The sequence below is a fragment of the Streptomyces sp. NPDC057287 genome (assembly GCF_042667905.1).
GTDB lineage: Bacteria > Actinomycetota > Actinomycetes > Streptomycetales > Streptomycetaceae > Streptomyces.
The window spans coordinates 294,221-313,410 of the sequence record NZ_JBHUYV010000010.1; the positions used below are offsets into that span (position 1 = coordinate 294,221).

Consider the following 19,190-nt stretch of genomic DNA (forward strand, 5'->3'; position numbering starts at 1 on the left):
CCGCCGGCAGGCCCACTTCGGGCTCCCCGAGGACTCCGAGTGCCTGCTCGCGGTCCGCGTGGCCGCACGGCGCCTCCGCCCGGCACGGGGCAGCATGAGCCGGATGGAATCACCGACACAGCCGGAACGAACGCCCGACGGCCGGTACATCGTGGTGAAGGGCCGCCGGTGGCGGGCGACGGACCCCGGGATTCCCGAGGACATCGCCGCGGGACTGCGCCGTCACCTCATGTCGGCGCGGCGTGCGGTGGGCGCTGCGCGCCGGGCCGAGGACGAGGCCGCGGAGCGGGCTGCCCGGAGCAGGGTGCAGACGGCGAAGGTGGCACTCGGCGAGCGCGGCACCCCGTGGTGGGACCAGTCCCCGGCGGAGCGGTGCGAGCGCTGGACGAAGGGTGCTGCCGAGCTGGAAGCCGCCCGTAGGGACGACGCGGACGAAGGGCTTGCGGGAGGATGAACGTCCGGATGGCGCGGCGGCCGGTCCGACCGCTCCCGGGTAGTGGGGCGAGGACCGCGTGTCGGGCATGCCCGATGACGTCACCGTGTGGATGCCGCCCCACGGGGGCGGCGGCGAACTGCGTTCTGCACCGCGCAGGCCCGCCCGCCCGTCTACGCTGACACGCATGGTGCTCGGTACCGGCCCCCCGAGCGGTGGACCCGACGGTCCGGCCGGACCGTTCGACCCGCGGGTCGGGCAGCATGACCACGGCAGGAGCAGCCGGTACCGCTCGGCGGCACCTCTACGATCTGGGGACGGGCCGCATGGCCGCATGGAAAGTGGCGCCGGACGCAGGCGCGCTGGACCGCCGGCGCTGCGCACACGCGGACGCGGACGCGGACGCGGACGTGCCTGAGCGGGGAGGCACCCTTGCCTGCGACGACTGCCGTGCGGGTGCCCCGTTCGTGAGCCTGCTGCGCTGTCTCACCTGCGGGCACGTCGGGTGCAGCGACAGTTCGGCAGGTCAGCACGCCTACAGCCATGCCCGGAACGGCGGTCACCCTCTGGCCCGCTCGATGCGCCCCGGTGACGTATGGGCCTGGTGCTACGAGGACGAGCTCTTCCTGCTCCCTGTGGACGACGACGGCCGCGCCGTGTGACCGCACGTGATGAGCTCCCGGCCACTCGGCGGCGGGAGTCACCGTCGTTCGCAGCCCGGACGGCGGTCGGCCCCTCCCCCGCACGGTTTCCGACCCGCTCGCCCACGAACGTCTGAGCCGCTGTGAGAGCGGACGACGAGCAACAGCGCCGTCCGTCACTCGTGCGCTCCACCCGAGAGGTCGGCCTCGGGCGGTCGGCCCAGAATCGGAGGCGCTGGTACTCCGGGACGTCCGGCCCCACAGCGACGGGCGGCCCGGGCAAGCGGAGCGGAGCGGACGAATGGCCGGACCGGCACGGCGGGGTCGGACCTCCCCGCGCGGGAGCAACCATGTCGCCGTGGAGCGCCTGATCCGAAGCACCATCCGGCGGCGGAAAAAGTCGTTCCGTGAGGAGGACATCACCGTCACGGATCCACCGAAGGTCCGTCGCGCCGTCACAGCGGCAGCACTTGGCAACACGATGGAGTGGTTCGACTTCGGGGTCTACGCCTACCTGGCCGGAACGCTCGGCAAGGTGTTCTTCCCCTCCAGCTCGCCGGGCGCCCAGGTGGTGTCGACGTTCGCGACGTTCGCGGCGGCTTTCCTGGTCCGCCCGCTCGGCGGGCTGGTCTTCGGGCCGCTGGGCGACCGCGTGGGGCGCCAGAAGGTCCTGGCCATCACCATGATCATGATGGCGGCGAGCACCTTCGCCGTCGGCTTCCTGCCCACCTACGCGGCGGTCGGCTTCGCCGCCCCGTTACTGCTTCTGGTGTGCCGCTTGGTGCAAGGTTTCTCCACCGGCGGAGAATACGCCGGTGCCACGACGTACATCGCCGAGTACGCCCCCGACAAGCGTCGTGGGTTTCTGGGCAGCTGGCTCGACTTCGGCACCTTCGTCGGCTATTCGCTGGGCTCCGGACTCGTCACGGTTCTCACCGCCGCTCTCGGCACCGACGGGATGACGGACTGGGGCTGGCGGATCCCCTTCTTCATCGCAGGCCCGATGGGCCTGATCGGGCTGTACATGCGGCTCAAACTGGAGGAGACCCCAGCCTTCCAGAGGGAGGAGACGGCCCAGGCCGAGGCGCTTGCCGATGACCCGGTGGAGGAAGCCCGCCAGTCAGGGAAGGGCCGGCTCAAGGAGATCTTCACCGAGCACTGGGAGGCCATCCTCATCTGCATGGGCCTGGTGCTGCTGTACAACGTCACGAACTACATGGTGACGTCATACCTTCCCACCTACATGTCCCAGACGCTCGGCGAACCGGAGACCACCTCACAGCTCCTTGTGCTCGGCACGATGCTGCTGGTCGTGCTGACGATCACCACTGTCGGCCGCACCTCGGACCGCTGGGGCCGCCGGCCCGTGTTCATGCTGGGCAGCGTGGCGCTGATCGCATTGGCCGCGCCCGCCTTCCTGCTGATCCGGCAGGGCGGGATCCTGCTGCCCGCACTCGGCTGTGCGCTCCTCGGTCTGCTCCTCGTCTGTTTCGCCGGTACGGCGGCCTCCACGCTGCCGGCCCTCTTCCCCACCCGGCTGCGGTACGGAGCTCTGTCGATCGCCTTCAACATCTCCGTCTCGCTCTTCGGCGGCACCACCCCGCTGTTCGCCGCCGGCCTGGTGGAAGCGACCGGCAACGAGATGGTGCCCGCCTACTACCTCATGGTGGCCGGGGTGATCGGTCTCGTGTCCACGTTCTTCCTGCACGAGACAGCGGGACGGCCCCTGCGAGGTTCCGGCCCGATGGTGGAGACACCGCAGCAGGCCCGCCAGCTGGTTGCACACAGCCGCACGGCCGCAGGGCGGCAAGCGCGCGATCTCTGGCTACGGGTACGGAATCTGTGGCACGACCGCGGCCCTGACTGACCATTTCGGACGGAACTCCGTCACCACCTCAGAGGCGGCAGCTGCGCAGCACGGGCAGGCACAGGTCCTTCCAGCCGTCGAGCAGCAGGAAGTCCACCGTGCCGTCCACTTCGGGGAGGGTGTCACGGGCGTCGCCTTCGAGGACGGTGACCAGGTCGTCCAGACCGGTCTCGGCGACCTGGCCGGAGATCTGCGCGCCCACCTGCACCAGCTGGCCCGATTTCTCACGCTGTCCGACGCGGGTGCCGTCTTCACCGCACTGCTCGGCCACGCACAGCACGACCCCGCGTTCGCCACCGTCCTGCGCGCCCGGTATCTCGATGAGCAGCGCCGCCGCGATCGGCTCCCCCTGGAAAGGGCGGTTCAACGCGGCGAACTCCCGGCACACCTCGACACGGTGGCCGAGGTCGACCAGCTCGTGGGGCCGGTCTACCACCGCGTCCTGGTCACCGGGGACCCCGTCGACCGGGCATTCACCGACCTGCTCGTCGACAACTTCCTACGGCGCCAGCTCCTTCGGTGAGCCGGCGGCAACAGATGAGAGTGCGAGCGATGCCGGCGAGGCCCGGGAGGCGGTCGCTCTCGCGTTCGTAGCGTCGCTTGAGCCGTCGGCAGCGGACGAGCCTGCCACGCGGCAGGGCGGCACCCTCGTCGCCCGTCCGGTCGACGTGGTGCCGCCCTGCCCGGCGGACTGTTCGGCAACGCCCCCTCACCACTCCACGGACCGGTGCGGGAGGGTCTCCCCCTGTGGGCGCGGAGCGTGCTCCGCGCCCACAGGGGGCCAGGCCGGTCGCCTCCCACCGTGTGGCCCCTAGCCGGTCCTCGTTCCTGCCGCGACCGGCCGGCACGCAGCTGACCTTCTCCTCCACCGGAGACGACACGGGTCGCATCCCGGTCGCACGGCAGGAGGAGTGATCACCGGCTGCTGCCGGACGGACTCGCCGGCAGCTACCGCAGGTGGCCCGGCAGCACCGTTCCCGGTTCGGCGTTGGCCACGCCCGTCCCCTCCGTCTTCGGATTGCGCCGCTGCCGTCTGGCCACCCAGGTGGCGAACCAGGAGAGCAGCATGCACATGCCGATGTAGATGGGCGAGATCACCATGACCACGGGGATGAACGGCAGGTCGTAGTCGAGGTTCGACGCGATCAGCTTGCCGGCGTGGAGGAACTCCTCGTAGGTGATCAGATAGCCGAGCGAGGTGTCCTTCAGCGCCACCACCAGCTGGCTGATGATGGTGGGGAGCATCGCCCGGACCGCCTGCGGGGCCAGGACGTGGGTGGTGACCTGGGTCTTGCGCATGCCCAGCGCGTAGGCCGCCTCCCGCTGGCCCCGCTCCACGGAGTTGATCCCGGTACGGAAGACCTCCGCGAGCACGGAGCCGTTGTAGAGGGTCAGTCCTGCGACGAGTGCCGGCAGCGGCTGGACCTTGAGCGCGACGAAGATGAAGAAGATCATCACCAGCACGGGCATCGCGCGGAAGAACTCGACCAGCAGGGTCGCGATCCAGCGCACCGGCCGGTGGTCGGAGAGCCGCCCCACGGCGAGGACCGCCCCGAGGGCCAGGGAGAGGACCGCCGCGTAGGCGAAGGCCTTGAGGGTGTTGCCGAGCCCGCGCAGCAGCAGTTCCTGGATGCCCTTGTACGTGAAGGGGGTCCACTTCGCGCTGGTGAACTGGTCGGTGTCGAAGAGCAGGTAGAGGATCCAGCCGAACAGCGCGAGGATCACGACGGTCGAGGCGACCCCGTAGAGGAAGTGCCGCTTGCGGGTCGCGGGCCCGGGGATGTCGTACAGCGCGGTGGCGGAGGCGGTGGCGTGGGTCATCGGGCGACTCCCCAGCGCTTCTCCAACACGTTGAAGAGCGCGCTGATGGCGAGGGTGATGATCAGGTATCCGACGGCGATCCATACGAAGGACCAGATGATGCTGTACCCGAGTTCGTTGAGGGTCTTGTACGTGCCCAGCAGCTCGGTGACGCTGAAGGCCCCGGCGATCGCCGAGTTCTTGGCGAGTGCGATGAGCGTCGATCCCACCGGCGGGATCACCGACCGGAAGGCCTGGGGCAGCACCACGTTGCCCAGGGTCTGACTGAAGGACATGCCGAGGCTGCGGGCGGCCTCGCCCTGGCCCGTGGGCACGGTGTTGATGCCCGACCGCAGGGCCTCGCAGATGAAGGCCGAGGTGTAGCAGCCGAGCGCCAGGACCGCGAAGACCTGGAAGGGCAGGACCAGGCCGAAGCGCGGCAGACCGAGCAGCACGGCGAAGAACAGCAGGGTCAGCGGGGTGTTGCGGAGCACCGCGACCCAGACCGTGCCGATCACCCGGAGCGAGCCGACGGGGGCGACCCGGAAGGACGCCATGACGAAGCCGAGCAACAGCGCGAGGATCGAGGCGTATACGGTCAGTTCGAGGGTGCCGAGGAAGCCCTTGCCGTAGAGCGAGAAATTGTCTGTCAGTACGTCCATGGTGGTGGCCGGCCCCTCAGTTCGCCGGGTAGCGGTCGATGGGCGGGGGTTTCGGAGCGGGCACTCCGGAGAGCCCGAGGGTCGCCTCGAAGGCCTTCCTCCAGTTGCCGTTCTTCTCGTTGGCCTCCAGGGCGTCGTCGAGCGCGAAGCGCAGCGCGTTGTCGCTGCGCGGGACGCCGATGCCGTACGGCTCCTCGGAGAAGGGTTTGCCGACCACCTTCATCTCTTCCGGCGCCTTGGCCGCGAACCCGAGCAGGATGGCGTCGTCCGTGGTGACGGCGTCCACCTGGAAGGTCAGCAGGTTGTCGACGCAGATCGAGTACGTGTCGTAGGCGACGAGGTCCGCCTCGGGGTAGTCGGCGGCGATGCGCTGGTACGGGGTGGATCCGGCGGCCGAGCAGACCGTCTTGCCCGCCAGGTCCTGCGGGCCCTTGATGTCGTTCTCGTCCGCACGCACCAGCAGGCCCTGCCCGGCCATGTAGTAGGGACCGGCGAAGCCGACGAGCTTCTTGCGCATGTCGTTGATCGTGTAGGTGCCGACGTAGTAGTCGATCTGCCCGTTCTGCAGCGCCGTCTCGCGGTTGGCGGAGGCGATGGTCCGGAAGCGGATCGTGTCCGGCTCGAAGCCGAGCGAGGCGGCCATCATGCGGGCGATCTCGATGTCGAAGCCGGAGTAGACGCCTGTCGCGGGATCCTTCTCGCCGAGGTAGGGCTGGTCCTCCTTGGCGCCGACGACGAGGTGGCCACGGCGCTTGGCCTTCTTCCACGTCTTCGATTCCGGCAGCTGGAAGCCGGTGTCGACCGTGTACTGGGGCAGCGCCTCCGCCTTCGGCCCCTTGACCGGCGGGCTGCCCTCTCTTCCGCAGCCGGCGGCGAGCGCGGCGATCAGGAGACAGGCCAGCACGGCCGCGATGTTCTTCGTGCGCAACACGGTGCCCCCTGTCAGTGCTTGAGGATCTTGGACAGGAAGTCCTTGGCGCGATCGCTCTCCGGAGCGGTGAAGAAGTCCTCCGGGGTGCGGTCCTCCACGATGCGTCCGTCGGACATGAAGACCACGCGGTTGGCGGCGGACCGGGCGAAGCCCATCTCGTGCGTGACGACCACCATGGTCATGCCCTCGCGGGCCAGCTGTTGCATGACTTCGAGGACCTCGTTGATCATCTCCGGGTCGAGCGCGGAGGTGGGTTCGTCGAAGAGGAGCGCCTTGGGGTCCATGGCGAGGGCGCGGGCGATGGCGACGCGCTGCTGCTGGCCGCCGGAGAGCTGGGCGGGGAACTTGTCCGCCTGCGAGGCCAGCCCGACGCGCTCCAGCAGTTCCCGGGAGCGCTGGTCGGCCTCGTCCTTCTTGCGCCTGCGGACCTTGAGCTGGGCGAGCGAGACGTTCGCCAGCACGGTCTTGTGGGCGAAGAGGTTGAACGACTGGAACACCATGCCCACTTCGGCCCGGAGCTCCGCGAGTCCCTTCCCCTCCTCGGGGAGCGGTTTCCCATCGATGGCGATGTAGCCGGACTCGATCGTCTCGAGTCTGTTGATGGTCCGGCAGAGCGTTGATTTGCCCGATCCGGAGGGGCCGATGACCACCACCACCTCCCCGCGGCCGACGGTGAGATTGATGTCCTGCAGCACGTGCAACGTCCCGAAGTGCTTGTTGACGTCCCGCAGCTCGATCAACGGATCGACGGCCATACGCTGCCCTACCCACTTATCGCTTGTGTCGAGGTCAGCGCAAACTATCCGGGGTGGGCACGCGCGCCGGGGGCGACACGCACCGGCGGCACATAAGGCTTCTTATCGCGTTTTGGCCTCGGGGCCGCTCTCCGCCGACTCCGCGTACATCTCCGAGAGCTCGGGGCTGCCCGACATCGCCCAGTCCAGACCGGCGGCGACCACATCGATCTCGCGCCCCGACGACAGTCGCACCACCGGCTTTCCGCCCGCGAGGATGTCCCAGGCGGCCCCGGTGACGGTGCGCACCAGCACGGTGCCAAGGTAGAGGCCGGCGTCGTTGCCCACCCAGGGGAGCTCCTCCGGGTCGTCGCGCCAGATGGGCGGCAGCTGGTCGAGCGCGGACAACGAGGCGGGACTGTCGTCGAGTTCGAGGCCGCACTGCGCCGCGCGGGCACGCAGCAGCTCGCATTCCGCGAACAGCTCGGCCACGCCGTCCGGATCGGTCTCGACGGCGGCAGCGAGAGCTGCCTCCCGCGTACCGCCCGTGCGCTTACGCCAGTTGTCCAGGAAAGGGATGTTCATGCCACCAAGGATCCCACCCCTGGAGCGTTCCGCACCGCAGGGCGCGCGACTGTACCGGTTCCGGGACCCACGCCGTACATGATCCGGCCATCTATCTAAGGTACGGGGATGACGTCGCAGAACTATCTCTCCGAACTCTTCTCCCTGGAAGGCCGGGTCGCCGTGGTGACCGGCGGCAGTTCCGGCATCGGCCGGGGCATCACGGACGCACTGGCTCACGCGGGCGCGAAGGTGGTGGTCGTGGCCCGCAGGGAGGCGGAACTCGCGCGGACCGTGGACGAACTCACCGCCGACGGCTGCCGGGCGGCCTGGGTGAGCGCCGATCTCGGTACCGGCGAGGGTGTGCGAGCGGCGGGTGACGAAGCCGCGGCCGCGTTCGGCGAACCGGACATCCTCGTCAACTGCGCGGGCGTCAACCTGCGGCCGCCGATGGACGAACTCGACGAGGACGTCTGGGACACCACGATGACGGTGAACCTCAAGGCGCCCCATCTGCTGGGCCGCCGGTTCGGACCGGGAATGGCCGAGCGCGGATTCGGCCGGATCATCCACATCACCTCCCAGCAGGCGCACCGGGCGTTCGTGCAGAGCGGTGCGTACGGGGTCTCCAAGGGCGCGCTGGAGTCCCTGGCCCGCTCGCAGGCCGAGGCCTGGTCGCCGCGGGGTGTCACCTGCAACACCCTGGTCCCGGGCTTCGTGATGACGCCGCTCAATCAACGGCTGTCGTCGGACCCGGAGCGGGTGGCCGCCCTCGCCGCGCGCACGATGGTGGGGCGCAACGGACTGGCCGAGGACTTCGCGGGGGCCGCGGTGTTCCTGGCGAGCAGGGCCTCGGCCTACGTCACAGGCCAGTCGATCTTCGTCGACGGCGGTTTCTCCGTGCACTGAGCCGGTGCGGAGACGCAGGATGCCGCCCCGGACAGGGGGCGGCATCCGCACGTACGGGCACCCGAGAGCGAGGTCTGCGAGGGAGACACGGTGCCACCGCCGCACCACGGTCCGGCCTGCGCGCCGGACGCTCGATGCACGCACCCCAGCTGTCGAATGCGGGAGTTGGCGCCCCTTGCCTGCGCGGCCGGCTCCTCAGATATCGAGGTCCACGACCACCGGGGCGTGGTCCGAGGCTCCCTTGCCCTTGCGCTCCTCGCGGTCGACGTAGCTGTCCTTGACCGCTGCCTGGAAGGGGGCGTTGCCGTAGACGAGGTCGATGCGCATGCCCTTGTTCTTCGGGAAGCGCAGCTGGCGGTAGTCCCAGTAGGTGTACGGGTGGTCGTACTTGAGGGGGCGCGGCACCAAGTCGAGGAGCCCTTCCTCGCGCAGCGCGGCGAGGGCGGCCCGCTCGGCGGGAGTGACATGGGTGGAGTCCACGAACTCCGCGGGGTCCCAGACGTCCTCGTCGGTCGGCGCGATGTTGAAGTCGCCGAGGACCGCGAACGGCAGCGCCCCGGCCGCGTCCGCCGCGACGGACTTCCTCAGGGCCTCCAGCCAGCGCAGCTTGTAGGCGTAGTGGTCGTGGGCGACCTCGCGGCCGTTGGGGACGTAGACGGACCAGACGCGCGCGCCCCCGCAGGTCGCCGAGACGGCCCTCGGCTCCTGCACGCCCTCGTACTCCGGGCCGTCCGGCAGGCCCGTCACGACGTCCGTGAGGCCCACGCGGGAGAGCAGCGCGACGCCGTTCCACCGGCCCGTGGCGTTGACCGCGGACTCGTAGCCCGCCTCGCGCAGCGCTTCGGCGGGGAACTGCTCCAGGGTGCACTTGGTCTCCTGGAGGCACAGCACGTCGGTGCCGCTGCTCTCCAGCCAGGCCAGCAGCCTCGGAAGCCGGGCGGTGACGGAATTGACGTTCCAGGTAGCGATGCGCATGCACTCAACCTAACCGCTCCCACTGACAGCGGGGTCAGAGACGGGTCGCGTCGCCCGGCGTCAGCCTGCCGTGGTCCGTCCCGCCCAGGGCGCCGATCTGCGTGTCGTAGATCGGACGGGCGAGGTCGGTGAGCAGGGCGTCGTGGATGTCGATCGCCCGGCGCGGCTTCACCTCGCGTACGTAGTCGATGACCTCCGAGAGCTTGCTCCAGGGAGCCATGACCGGCAGCATCAGCGTGTCCACGGGGTGGTCGGGCACCGTGAGCGCGTCGCCCGGGTGGAAGACGGAACCGTCCACCAGGAAACCGATGTTGGTGATCCGCGGGATGTCCGGATGGATCACCGCGTGCAGTTCGCCGTGCACCTGGACGTCGAACCCGGCGGCGGTGAAGGTGTCGCCGTGGCCGACCGTGTGCACGCGCCCCGGGAACGCGGCCGACAGCTGCTCGGCCACGCTCCGCAGCGTCCACACCTGGGCGGCCGGGTTGGCCTCCAGGCCGGCGCGCAGCCGGGCCTCGTCGAAGTGGTCGGGGTGCTCGTGCGTCACCAGGATCGCGTCGGCACCGACCGCGGCGTCGTCCTCGGTGAATCCGCCGGGGTCGATGACGAGCGACTGCCCGTTCCGCTCGATGCGGACGCAGGAGTGGGTCTTCTTCGTGAGGGTGAGAGGCGAAGCGTTCATGCCACCATCCTGCTACGCGGGCGGCGTGGTTTCCTCCTGGATCACGGACTGCGCGATCTCGAACGCCGCACCTGCCGCGGGGACGCCGCAGTAGACGGCCGTCTGCAGCAGCACCTCCTTGATCTCGACGGGGGTGAGGCCGTTGCGCAGGGCCGCCCTGACGTGCTGGGCGAGGCCGCCCAGATGTCCGGAGGCGACGACCGCGGTGAGGGAGACACAGCTGCGGGCCCTGCGGTCGAGCCCCTCCCGGCTCCAGATCTCGCCCCAGGCGTAGCGGGTGAGGAGCTCCTGGAAGTCGTCGGTGAAGCCGTCGGAGGCGGCCGTCTCGGCATCCACGTGGGCGTCGCCCAGTACCTCCCGCCGGACCTTCATCCCCCGGTCGTAGCGGTCACTGCGGCCGGTGGAGGAGGTGTCGGGCACCTCGATCGCGGAAGCGATCTCGGCCACGGGGACGACCGGTGCGAACGGCGCGGCGAAACCCGGGGACGGCGGTACGGGGATCGACGCCTGGGTGTCCTGCCAGGACGTCGAGAAGTGCATGAGCAGCAGGTCGGTGACGGCGCCCGGCTGCTCGACCGGGGCCAGATGGCTGGCGCCCGGCACGAGGGCGAGCCGGGCGTCCGGGATGCCGGCGACCAGGGTCCGGGCCTCGGCGGGGCCGGTGACCTTGTCCTCCGCGCCGACCAGGACGAGGGTCGGCACGCCGATGCGGGGCAGTTCCGTGCGGATGTCGAAGGCGGCCAGGGCCTCGCAGGACGCGATGTAGCAGCCGGGGTCGGTGGTGCGGACCATCTGGACGGCCCACTCGACGATGGCCGGCTGGGCGGCGGCGAAGCCGGGGGTGAACCAGCGTTCCGGGGAGGTGCGCGCGATCGGCTCCAGGCCGTTGCTGCGGACGATCACCCCGCGCTGGCGGAACTCGTCGGCACTGCCGAAACGCGGCGACGCGGCGACGAGTGCCAGGGCGGCGACCCGGTGCGGGTGCCGCAGGGCGAGGTCGGCCCCGACGGCGCCGCCGATGGCGCAGCCCGCGTACCCGAAGCGCTGCACACCGACGCTGTCCAGCGTGGCGAGGAGACGGTCGGCGAGGTCGGTGACCGCGACGGCGGGGTGCGCGGGGGCCCCGCCGTGCCCCGGGAGGTCGTACCGGAAGATGCGCCAGTGCTGCGACAGCTCGGGTATCTGGCGGTCCCACATGTGCCAGGTGGTGCCGAGGGAGGGGCCGATCACCAGGACCGGGGCGTCCTCGGGCCCGTCGAAGCGGTACTGGAGCAGCCGGCCGGCCGACGGCGCCTGCGGCCCGGGGACGGGCTGCGGCGCCGGGCCTCCGGCCGGCTGCGCGGCGCGGTGGTCCTGGGGCTGCCGGGGAGCCTGCGGCTGGGCGTGCTGCGGCGCGGGCGGAGCGTACGGCTGCGCCGGCACCGGTTGCGCGTGCTGCGGCTGGGCGTACTGCTGAGAGGGCTGCCGGCCGTACTGCGGTCCGGGCTGCGACGGCGGCCGGGCGGCGTGCTGTCCCGGCTGCGGCGGGGCCTCGTACGCTCCCGCCACCGGCTGCGGCTGCGTGTCGTACGCCCCCGGCTGCGGCTGGGCCTCGTACGTCCCCGGCACCGGCTGGGGCTGTCCCTCGTACGCTCCCGCCACCGGCTGCGTGTCGTACGCCCCCGGCTGCGGCGGCGGTACGGAAGCCTGGTGCGGGGGCCGGCCGGACGCCTGCTGCGGAGTCGCCGCGGCCGTCCGCGGCGGCTGGACGCCCGCGGACTGGGGGGCATGAACGTACGGTCCCGGCACGGGGCCGGGGTCCGCGGGCAGCTGTCGGATCACCTCGCCCTGCAGGGGCTCGGGGTTGGCCGTCCGCGGGGGCCGGGCGGGCTGCGGGGTCGTCTCGCTCACTTCACTCACTCGCTCCAGGGTAATGAGCGGGCTGTCCGCTCCCCGTCAGGGGGTCGCCGCAGAGACCACGTAGACGACCGGCGCCCCCGGATCGGTCATGTTGACGGTGATGTTCTGGGTGGGGCGCGGCTTCTCGTTCTTGTGGACCGTTCCCGCCCAGTCGACGCCCGGTCCGAAGTACCATCCGGTGATCTTGAGGTCCCGCTCGGCGATGGTCACCTTGCCGGTCTCCAGCGCGGCCCGGCCGGTCCCGACGCCGCTCAGGAAGCGGTCGAGCCCTGCGGACGTCGTACGGAACTTCACGTACATCCGGCTGGCTTTCCAGTTGTTCGTCTCGTAGTACTGGACTCCGGTCGCATTGCCCGGAATGGGCAGCTCGAAGATCCTGCGCTGCATCCCGGACGGCCAGTCCTCGCGCAGTCCCTGGGCGGAGGCCTCGGCCTCCTTGTCCTTGCCGGAGCGGCGGCTCTGCCCGGCGGAGATCACCAGGTAGCCCGCCGGGATGCCGATGAGCAGCACGATGATCGTCAGCGTGATCAGCCGCCGACGGACCACCTTGCGCCGGTCCTGCGGAGGGGTCCCGTCACCGTCTCCGGAGGAGGAACCGCCGGGGCCGGAGGGGCCCGCAGGGCCGGCGGCTCCCGTCGAGCCGGGGGTACCGGGCGTCTCCGGGGAGCCGGAGGAGCCGGACGAAGGGGGCTGGCGCGGCACGATGTTCTGCTCGGCTGCGGTCATGGTCGGTGATCCCTCGAAGCTGCGGTACGGAACGGAGTGCGGGTGGGCCGGGTGCCGCGGCGCGCGGCCCACGGGTCAGTCGGTTCGGGTGCTGCGGGTGTTCCGGATGGTGCTCGCGGCCTGGTCGTAGAACTGCGCGTACCGCTCGTAGCGCTCGACCCGGCGGCGGTTGGTCCGCCGGAACCTGCGGGCGACCAGGCGGGCCAGGTCGGCGGCGCCGACCATACCCGCCTCGGGGCCGAGCTGCGCCTTCGCGATCCGGGCCTCGGGGCGGTATCCGCGGCCCGTGAGGTGGCGCTTGAAGGCGTCCCTGGCGGGACCGATCAGCAGGTCGTCGGCCGCGCTGACGCCACCGCCGATGACGAAGCAGGAGGGGTCCAGGGCGGCCGCGAGGTTGGCGATACCGACGCCGAGCCACTGGCCGATGTCCTGGAGGAGCTCGACGCACATGGCGTCGCCCTCCCGGGCCAGTTCGGTGATGAGCGGTCCGGTGATGTCGGGGATGTTGCCCTTGACCCGCTCGATGATGCCGTGCGCCACCGGGGAGTCCGCCGCGGCCAGTTCCCTGGCCTCGCGCACGAGGGCGTTGCCCGAGCTGTACTGCTCCCAGCATCCGCGGTTGCCGCACGGGCAGCGGTGCCCGCCGGGCACCACCTGCATGTGGCCGAACTCACCCGCGACGCCGTACTTCCCGCGCTTGACGTGCCCGTCCTCGAGGATCGCGCCGCCGATGCCGGTTCCCAGCGTGATCATGACGAGGTGGTCCTCGCCGCGGCCCGCTCCGAAGCGCCACTCCGCCCAGGCCGCCGTGTTCGCGTCGTTGTCGACCATCACCGGGACCACCAGCCGGGAGGCGATGGCGTCGCGGAGGGGTTCGTCGCGCCACGCGAGGTGCGGGGCGAACAGCACCTTGGAACGGTCCGCGTCGACCCAGCCCGCCGCACCGATGCCGACGGCGTGCACGTCGTGCCGGTCGGAGAGGTCCAGGACCAGTTCGACGATGGTGTCCTCGACGACCTTGGGGCTCTTGGACTTGTCCGGCGTCTCGGTCTTCAGGGTCTCCAGGATGTTGCCGTCGGCGTCGACGACGCCGGCCATCACCTTCGTCCCGCCGATGTCGATGCCGACGGTGGGGACCCGGGGCGCCGTGAGGTGCGAGCGCCGCTCCCTGGTGCCGACGGTCCGCAGGACGGTGGCGCGGGCGGAGCCGCGGTGTGTGAAGTCGCGGTACGTGCTCATCGTCCCTGCGCAGGTCGGGGGGCCGGTCGGTGGTCCGTCCGGCGGCGGACGGCGTCCGCCGCCCACGATTCTGCCATTCCCTCGCCCCCGGAACCGGTCTCCGGGGCGGGGGCGAGGGGTGCCGAAGGGGATTTACGGGGTGTCGTCACCGGCCGGGCGGCCACCGAGGTGGTCCGGCGACGGGGCCCGCTCGAGCTCGTGGCTGAGCTGGTCGAGCTCGCTGCCCCCGGCCATCTGGCGGGTCAGTTCGTCCAGGGTGACGTCGTCCTTGGTGTGGCTTCCGGACATCGCGCCCCGCTTGAGCAGGACGAACCGGTCGCCCACGAGGTAGGCGTGGTGAGGGTTGTGCGTGATGAGGACCACGCCGAGCCCGGCGTCCCTGGCGGCCGCGACGTACTTCAGCACGACCCCGGACTGCTTGACGCCGAGCGCCGCGGTCGGCTCGTCGAGGACGAGGACCTTGGCGCCGAAGTACACCGCGCGGGCGATGGCCACGCACTGGCGTTCGCCGCCCGACAGGGTGCCGATGGGCTGGTCGACGTCGCGCAGGTCGATGCCCATGCGCAGCAGCTCCGCGCGGGTCGTCTCCCGCATCCGCTTCACGTCGAGGCGCTTGAACGGGCCGGAGCCCTTCGTCGGCTCCGAGCCGAGGAAGAAGTTGCGCCAGACCGGCATGAGCGGAACGACCGCGAGGTCCTGGTAGACGGTGGCGATGCCCCGGTCCAGGGCGTCACGCGGGTTGACGAGCGTGGTCTCCTCGCCCTCGATCAGGAACGTCCCGGCATCGTGCCGGTGGAGCCCCGCGATGATCTTGATGAGGGTGGACTTGCCGGCTCCGTTGTCGCCGAGGACGCAGGAGATCTCCCCCGCGCGGACCTCCAGCGAGACGTTCTCCAGGGCCTTGATGTTGCCGTAGTACTTGCTGACGCCGTCGAGCTCGACGAGCGCCGGGCCGGCCGTGTCCCGGGGAGACAAAGACTGAGTGGCCGTCATTTCGTCGCCTCCGCGCGCTTGCGTACCCAATGGTTGAGCAGGGTGGCCAGGAGCAGCATCGCTCCCAGGAAGAACTTGAACCAGTCGGGGTTCCACTCCGCGTACACGATGCCCTTGCTGGTCATGCCGAAGATGATCGCGCCGACCGCGGAGCCGATCGCGGAGCCGTAGCCGCCGGTGATCAGGCAGCCGCCGATGACGGCCGCGATGATGTAGATCAGCTCGTTGCCGACGCCCTCCCCGGACTGCACCACGTCGTACGAGAACAGCAGGTGCTGGCCGGAGACCCAGGCGGCGAAGGCCACCCCGAGGTAGAGCCCGATCCGGGTACGGATCACGGGCACGCCGACCGCGCGCGCGGCGTCGGCCTCGCCGCCGACGGCGAAGATCCAGTTCCCGAAGCGGGTGCGGATCAGGATCCAGGTGGCGATCGCGACGAGCGCGGCCCACCACAGGATGGTGACCTTCAGCTCGACGCCGCCGACGGTGAGGTAGGACGCGAAGACCTTGCGGGCGGAGTCGAAGCCCTCCATGTTCCCGATGGCCTTGGTCGACACCGTGCCGCTGATCAGCTTGGTGAAGCCGAGGTTCAGGCCGGTCAGCATCAGGAACGTGCCGAGCGTGATGATGAAGCTCGGGAGCTTGGTGCGGGTCAGCATGAAGCCGTTGAACGCCCCGAAGCCGAGGGTGACCAGCAGCGACACGAAGACGCCGACCCAGACGTTGGCGGTCATCTGGTAGCTGAACATCGAGGAGATCAGCGCGGAGCTGGTCACCATCACACCGGCGGAGAGGTCGAACTCGCCGCCGATCATCAGGAGCGCCACGGGCGCCGCCATGATCCCGATGGTGGAGGCCGCGTACAGCACCGTGCCGAGGCTGGAGGCCTGGAGGAAGCTGTCGGCGACGATCGCGAAGAAGAGGAAGACGGCCGCGGCCCCGACGACGGAGCCGAGCTCGGGCCTGCCGAGCAGCTTGCGCAGCGGGGAGGTGCGCAGCAGGCGTTCGTCGGTGCGGGGCGCCGCCGGTTGCCCGGTCGCCGTCATCGCGTCCCCCGGTTCGTGTACTCGGCGAGCGCGTCGGCGTCGTCAGCCGTGATGACCTGCGGGCCGGTCAGGACGGGCAGGCCGCCCCCGAGCACGTTCTGGTTGTAGCGGTAGAGCCAGAGCAGGTCGACGGCCTCGTACCCCTGGAGGTAGGGCTGCTGGTCGACGGCGAAGCCGAGCGACTTGTCCTGGAGGCCGGCGGCGACGCTCGCGTTGAGGTCGAAGGTGTCGACCTCGGCCTCGCTGCCCGCGGTCCGCTTCGCCTTGACGGCCGCCGCGGCGAACGGCGCGCCGAGGGTGACGACGGCGTCGATGTCCTTGTCGGCGCTCAGCTTGGCCTCGATGGAGGACTGGACGTCGGGCATGTTGGTGCCGTCGACGTAGAGGTTCTGCATCGTCCCGTCGAAGCTCTTCTCGGCCCCGGCGCAGCGCTGCTCGTGGCCGACGTTGCCCTGCTCGTGCAGGACGCAGAGGACCTTCTTGCGCTTCCGCGCGTTCAGCTCGTCGCCGACGGCCTCACCGGCGATGGACTCGTCCTGGCCGATGTGGGTGAGTGCGCCGAAGGCCTTGGACTCGGCGGAGCCGGAGTTCACCGTGATGACGGGGATGCCCGCCTTGACGGCCTTGGCCACGACGGTCTTCATCGAGTCGGGCTTGGCCAGCGAGACGATCAGGCCGTCGACCTTCTTGTCGATCGCGGTCTGGACGAGCTCGGCCTGCTGCTGGCCCTCGTCGCTGTGCGAGTACAGGAAGTTGATGTTGTCCTTGCCGGCCGCCTGCTTGGCACCCTTCTGGACGATGTCCCAGAAAGTGTCGCCATCACCCGAGTGGGTGACCATGGCGAACGTCCAGCGGGGCGTGTTCACCGCGGACCGGCCCTCGGCGGCCTGCTGGGCCGCGCGCTCCTCCGCCCGCTTGCCGCCGGTGCTGCTGCATCCCGCGAGGGAGGCCGCCAGTACCGCTGCCAGCACGGCGCCCATCGCGCGTACCCCTGTCCGAACCCTTGCCACGACGCCGTGCCCTTCTAGTGCTGCTCGTTGTGCTGCCTGGTGAAGCCGGGCTCGGGACACGTACGCCCGCCGCCCGGCGGGCCAAGTATCCCCGAGCCCGGTCCGGTACGGCCCGGCAGGGGCGCGGGCGCGCCCTTCCGCCGTTCTAGTGACCTAGCATGACCACGTCAACGGTTGGCTCCGAACATTCTGACCGGAGGGACCGCGGCGGGCACTCAGGGCCGGACGAGCAGCTGGAACTCGAAGGCGTACCGCGAGGCGCGGTAGACGTGCGAGCCGAATTCGACGGCCCGGCCTCCGTCGTCGAAGGTGGTGCGCTCCATGGTCAGCAGCGGTGCGCCCGCGGGCTCCGCGAGCAGCTCGCCCTCCTCGGCGGTGGCGGCCCTGGCGCCCACGGACTGGCGGGCGCTGTGCAGCGTGATCCCCGAGGCGCGCATCATCCGGTACAGGCCGGTCGACTCCAGCCGCTCGGTGGAGAGGTCGAGCAGCCCCGGCGGCAGGTGGTTGCGGAGGAGGGCCATGGGCTCGTCGTGCGCGTACCGCACCCGCTCGACGAGATGGACCTCACTGCCCTCCTCCACACCGAGGGCGGCGGCGACCTCCGGCGAGGCCGGCTCGACCCCGTTGCGCAGGACCCGGGTCGCGGGCTTCCGGCCGGCCGTCTCCAGGTCGTCGTAGAGACTGCTCAGTTCGAGCGGGCGCTTGATGCGGCTGTGCACGATCTGCGTACCGACACCGCGCCGGCGCACCATCAGCCCCTTGTCGACGAGCGACTGGATGGCCTGGCGCACGGTGGGCCGGGACAGCCCGAGCCGGGCGGCGAGCTCCAGCTCGTTGCCGAGGAGACTGCCGGGTGCGAGCCGGCCCTGCTCGACGGCCGCCTCCAGCTGCTGGGCCAGCTGGTGGTAGAGGGGGACAGGACTGGTGCGGTCCACACCCAGCCCCAGGGCGGCGGAGTCGGCGGCGGGTTTGGGCACGGCACGGAGCGTACCCCGTACGGCCGCGCCGCACCCTTCGATTTGTCAGGACATATAGTTGACAGTGCGCCTGAGGGGCGGCACGTTGGGTCCATGCGCATCGGACTCATCGGCACGGGCCGGATCGGTTCCTTCCACGCGGGCGTCCTGGCACGGCATCCGAAGGTGACCTCCCTGGCCGTGACGGACATGGACCCCGCGCGCGCCGCACGGACCGCGGCCCGGACGGGAGCCACCGCCGTCGCGTCCGCCGAGGAGGTCATCGGCGCGGGGGTGGACGCCGTGGTGATCACGTCGGCCACCTCGGCGCACGCGGACCTCATCGGCCGGGCGGCACGGGCCGGGCTGCCCGCCTTCTGCGAGAAGCCGATCGCGCTGGACCTGGCGGGAACGCTGGGGGCCCTGCGCGAGGTCGAGCGGGCGGGCAGCGTCCTGCAGCTCGGCTTCATGCGGCGGTTCGACGCGGGGTACGCCGCCGCGCGCACCGCTGTGCGCGGCGGGGCCCTGGGCAGGCTGCACACCGTACGGGCGGCGACGTCCGACCCCGCTCCCCCGCCCGCCGCCTACCTGCCGCTCTCCGGGGGCCTGTTCAGGGACTGCCTGGTGCACGACTTCGACATCCTGCGGTGGGTGACGGGCCGCGAGGTGACCGAGGTGTACGCCACCGGGTCGGACGCCGGGCCTGCGGTGTTCCGGGAGGCGGGCGACGTCGGCACGGCGGCGGCGCTGCTGACCCTGGACGACGGCACGCTCGCCACGGCGACGGCCACCCGGTGCAACGGGGCCGGTTACGACGTGCGCATGGAGCTGGCGGGCGAGCGGGACCAGATCGCGGTCGGCCTCGACCACCGCACGCCGCTCACCTCCACCGAGCCGCAGGGCCCGCCCGCGCCGGCCAAGCCGTGGCCCGGCTTCCTGGAGCGGTTCGCGCCGGCGTACGAGGCCGAGCTGGACGCGTTCCTCGGCGTCGTGCGCGGCGAGCGGGAGAACCCGTGCGACGGCCGGGAGGCGCTGCACGCGCTGCGCATCGCCGAGGCGTGCGAGCTGTCGCGCGCGGAGCGCCGCCCGGTGCGGATGACGGAGATCCCCGAGGCCTGAGGTC

Annotated in this window: 20 protein-coding genes; 6 read left to right on the top strand and 14 right to left on the bottom strand. The window is 70.9% G+C overall.

From position 1 onward, the window contains the following. The first annotated feature begins 103 nt into the window (after positions 1–103). The 4 genes from ACFUNE_RS21460 (at position 104) to ACFUNE_RS21475 (ending at position 3,464) form a co-directional block, all read left to right on the top strand. A complete protein-coding gene (locus ACFUNE_RS21460) occupies positions 104–454 on the top strand; it encodes a hypothetical protein (RefSeq protein WP_383570318.1) in 351 nt (116 codons plus the stop codon). Between the two features lie 305 nt (positions 455–759). Beyond that, positions 760–1,095: a UBP-type zinc finger domain-containing protein gene (locus tag ACFUNE_RS21465; protein WP_383570187.1), complete on the top strand. Its 336-nt coding sequence runs from the start codon at positions 760–762 to the stop codon at positions 1,093–1,095. Positions 1,096–1,441: 346 nt separating this feature from the next. Further along, positions 1,442–2,941 carry a glycine betaine/L-proline transporter ProP gene (proP, locus tag ACFUNE_RS21470; RefSeq protein WP_383570321.1) on the top strand — a complete coding sequence of 500 codons (1,500 nt, stop codon included), beginning with the start codon at positions 1,442–1,444 and terminating at the stop codon, positions 2,939–2,941. Continuing rightward, a complete protein-coding gene (locus ACFUNE_RS21475) occupies positions 2,853–3,464 on the top strand; it encodes a TetR-like C-terminal domain-containing protein (RefSeq protein WP_383570190.1) in 612 nt (203 codons plus the stop codon). Before proP ends, ACFUNE_RS21475 begins: the two co-directional genes overlap by 89 nt. A gap of 425 nt (positions 3,465–3,889) precedes the next feature. On the opposite strand, the gene ACFUNE_RS21480 is transcribed toward ACFUNE_RS21475, so the two are convergent. The 5 genes from ACFUNE_RS21480 to ACFUNE_RS21500 all read right to left on the bottom strand — a co-directional run bounded on the left by ACFUNE_RS21480 (position 3,890) and on the right by ACFUNE_RS21500 (position 7,653). Further along, positions 3,890–4,762 (bottom strand): amino acid ABC transporter permease, encoded by an 873-nt coding sequence (locus ACFUNE_RS21480; RefSeq protein WP_383570193.1) that lies wholly within the window; start codon positions 4,760–4,762, stop codon positions 3,890–3,892. Beyond that, the gene (locus ACFUNE_RS21485; RefSeq protein ID WP_383570196.1) at positions 4,759–5,403 is read right to left on the bottom strand and encodes an amino acid ABC transporter permease; all 645 of its coding nucleotides are present in this window, start codon (positions 5,401–5,403) and stop codon (positions 4,759–4,761) included. The genes ACFUNE_RS21480 and ACFUNE_RS21485 overlap by 4 nt, the downstream gene beginning before the upstream one ends. A 16-nt stretch (positions 5,404–5,419) precedes the next feature. After that, entirely contained in the window at positions 5,420–6,334 is a 915-nt protein-coding gene (locus ACFUNE_RS21490) for a glutamate ABC transporter substrate-binding protein (protein WP_383570199.1), read from the bottom strand. A gap of 11 nt (positions 6,335–6,345) precedes the next feature. Next, the gene (locus tag ACFUNE_RS21495; protein ID WP_329234935.1) at positions 6,346–7,089 is read right to left on the bottom strand and encodes an amino acid ABC transporter ATP-binding protein; all 744 of its coding nucleotides are present in this window, start codon (positions 7,087–7,089) and stop codon (positions 6,346–6,348) included. 102 nt (positions 7,090–7,191) lie between these two features. After that, positions 7,192–7,653 carry a DUF6278 family protein gene (locus ACFUNE_RS21500; RefSeq protein ID WP_383570203.1) on the bottom strand — a complete coding sequence of 154 codons (462 nt, stop codon included), beginning with the start codon at positions 7,651–7,653 and terminating at the stop codon, positions 7,192–7,194. Between the two features lie 108 nt (positions 7,654–7,761). On the opposite strand from ACFUNE_RS21500, the gene ACFUNE_RS21505 reads away from it, so the two are divergent. Continuing rightward, complete coding sequence (locus ACFUNE_RS21505; protein ID WP_383570206.1) at positions 7,762–8,541, top strand: SDR family NAD(P)-dependent oxidoreductase; 780 nt, start codon at positions 7,762–7,764, stop codon at positions 8,539–8,541. Between the two features lie 195 nt (positions 8,542–8,736). Here the strand turns inward: ACFUNE_RS21505 and ACFUNE_RS21510 are convergent, their stop codons facing one another. From ACFUNE_RS21510 to ACFUNE_RS21550, 9 genes are all read right to left on the bottom strand, one after another. Beyond that, positions 8,737–9,516, bottom strand: a complete 780-nt coding sequence (locus ACFUNE_RS21510) for an exodeoxyribonuclease III (RefSeq protein ID WP_383570209.1) — start codon at positions 9,514–9,516, stop codon at positions 8,737–8,739. Between the two features lie 34 nt (positions 9,517–9,550). After that, the gene (locus ACFUNE_RS21515; RefSeq protein WP_383570212.1) at positions 9,551–10,198 is read right to left on the bottom strand and encodes an MBL fold metallo-hydrolase; all 648 of its coding nucleotides are present in this window, start codon (positions 10,196–10,198) and stop codon (positions 9,551–9,553) included. Positions 10,199–10,210: 12 nt separating this feature from the next. After that, on the bottom strand, positions 10,211–11,473 hold the full coding sequence (locus ACFUNE_RS21520) for an alpha/beta fold hydrolase (protein ID WP_383570324.1): 1,263 nt from the start codon (positions 11,471–11,473) through the stop codon (positions 10,211–10,213). A 660-nt stretch (positions 11,474–12,133) separates the two neighbouring features. Next, on the bottom strand, positions 12,134–12,823 hold the full coding sequence (locus ACFUNE_RS21525) for a hypothetical protein (protein ID WP_383570215.1): 690 nt from the start codon (positions 12,821–12,823) through the stop codon (positions 12,134–12,136). 75 nt (positions 12,824–12,898) lie between these two features. Further along, positions 12,899–14,062 carry an ROK family glucokinase gene (locus tag ACFUNE_RS21530; protein WP_329234917.1) on the bottom strand — a complete coding sequence of 388 codons (1,164 nt, stop codon included), beginning with the start codon at positions 14,060–14,062 and terminating at the stop codon, positions 12,899–12,901. 132 nt (positions 14,063–14,194) lie between these two features. Next, complete coding sequence (locus ACFUNE_RS21535; protein ID WP_383570218.1) at positions 14,195–15,055, bottom strand: ATP-binding cassette domain-containing protein; 861 nt, start codon at positions 15,053–15,055, stop codon at positions 14,195–14,197. After that, positions 15,052–16,101, bottom strand: a complete 1,050-nt coding sequence (locus ACFUNE_RS21540) for an ABC transporter permease (RefSeq protein WP_383570221.1) — start codon at positions 16,099–16,101, stop codon at positions 15,052–15,054. Before ACFUNE_RS21540 ends, ACFUNE_RS21535 begins: the two co-directional genes overlap by 4 nt. Further along, positions 16,098–17,081: a sugar ABC transporter substrate-binding protein gene (locus ACFUNE_RS21545; protein ID WP_383570327.1), complete on the bottom strand. Its 984-nt coding sequence runs from the start codon at positions 17,079–17,081 to the stop codon at positions 16,098–16,100. The genes ACFUNE_RS21540 and ACFUNE_RS21545 overlap by 4 nt, the downstream gene beginning before the upstream one ends. Positions 17,082–17,326: 245 nt before the next feature. Next, positions 17,327–18,088: a GntR family transcriptional regulator gene (locus ACFUNE_RS21550; RefSeq protein WP_383570224.1), complete on the bottom strand. Its 762-nt coding sequence runs from the start codon at positions 18,086–18,088 to the stop codon at positions 17,327–17,329. A 93-nt stretch (positions 18,089–18,181) separates the two neighbouring features. Between ACFUNE_RS21550 and ACFUNE_RS21555 the strand changes: the two genes are divergently transcribed. Further along, positions 18,182–19,186, top strand: a complete 1,005-nt coding sequence (locus ACFUNE_RS21555; protein ID WP_383570227.1) for a Gfo/Idh/MocA family oxidoreductase — start codon at positions 18,182–18,184, stop codon at positions 19,184–19,186. Positions 19,187–19,190: the final 4 nt, after the last annotated feature.

Excerpts from the sequence above, each read along its gene's own strand:
- ACFUNE_RS21460 (WP_383570318.1), top strand. The coding sequence starts at position 104 with ATGGAATCACCGACACAGCCGGAACGAACGCCCGACGGCCGGTACATC.
- ACFUNE_RS21465 (WP_383570187.1), top strand. The coding sequence starts at position 760 with ATGGCCGCATGGAAAGTGGCGCCGGACGCAGGCGCGCTGGACCGCCGG.
- ACFUNE_RS21480 (WP_383570193.1), bottom strand. The coding sequence starts at position 4,762 with ATGACCCACGCCACCGCCTCCGCCACCGCGCTGTACGACATCCCCGGG.
- ACFUNE_RS21485 (WP_383570196.1), bottom strand. The coding sequence starts at position 5,403 with ATGGACGTACTGACAGACAATTTCTCGCTCTACGGCAAGGGCTTCCTC.
- ACFUNE_RS21495 (WP_329234935.1), bottom strand. The coding sequence starts at position 7,089 with ATGGCCGTCGATCCGTTGATCGAGCTGCGGGACGTCAACAAGCACTTC.
- ACFUNE_RS21500 (WP_383570203.1), bottom strand. The coding sequence starts at position 7,653 with ATGAACATCCCTTTCCTGGACAACTGGCGTAAGCGCACGGGCGGTACG.
- ACFUNE_RS21505 (WP_383570206.1), top strand. The coding sequence starts at position 7,762 with ATGACGTCGCAGAACTATCTCTCCGAACTCTTCTCCCTGGAAGGCCGG.
- ACFUNE_RS21510 (WP_383570209.1), bottom strand. The coding sequence starts at position 9,516 with ATGCGCATCGCTACCTGGAACGTCAATTCCGTCACCGCCCGGCTTCCG.
- ACFUNE_RS21515 (WP_383570212.1), bottom strand. The coding sequence starts at position 10,198 with ATGAACGCTTCGCCTCTCACCCTCACGAAGAAGACCCACTCCTGCGTC.
- ACFUNE_RS21525 (WP_383570215.1), bottom strand. The coding sequence starts at position 12,823 with ATGACCGCAGCCGAGCAGAACATCGTGCCGCGCCAGCCCCCTTCGTCC.
- ACFUNE_RS21530 (WP_329234917.1), bottom strand. The coding sequence starts at position 14,062 with ATGAGCACGTACCGCGACTTCACACACCGCGGCTCCGCCCGCGCCACC.
- ACFUNE_RS21535 (WP_383570218.1), bottom strand. The coding sequence starts at position 15,055 with ATGACGGCCACTCAGTCTTTGTCTCCCCGGGACACGGCCGGCCCGGCG.
- ACFUNE_RS21540 (WP_383570221.1), bottom strand. The coding sequence starts at position 16,101 with ATGACGGCGACCGGGCAACCGGCGGCGCCCCGCACCGACGAACGCCTG.
- ACFUNE_RS21545 (WP_383570327.1), bottom strand. The coding sequence starts at position 17,081 with ATGGGCGCCGTGCTGGCAGCGGTACTGGCGGCCTCCCTCGCGGGATGC.
- ACFUNE_RS21555 (WP_383570227.1), top strand. The coding sequence starts at position 18,182 with ATGCGCATCGGACTCATCGGCACGGGCCGGATCGGTTCCTTCCACGCG.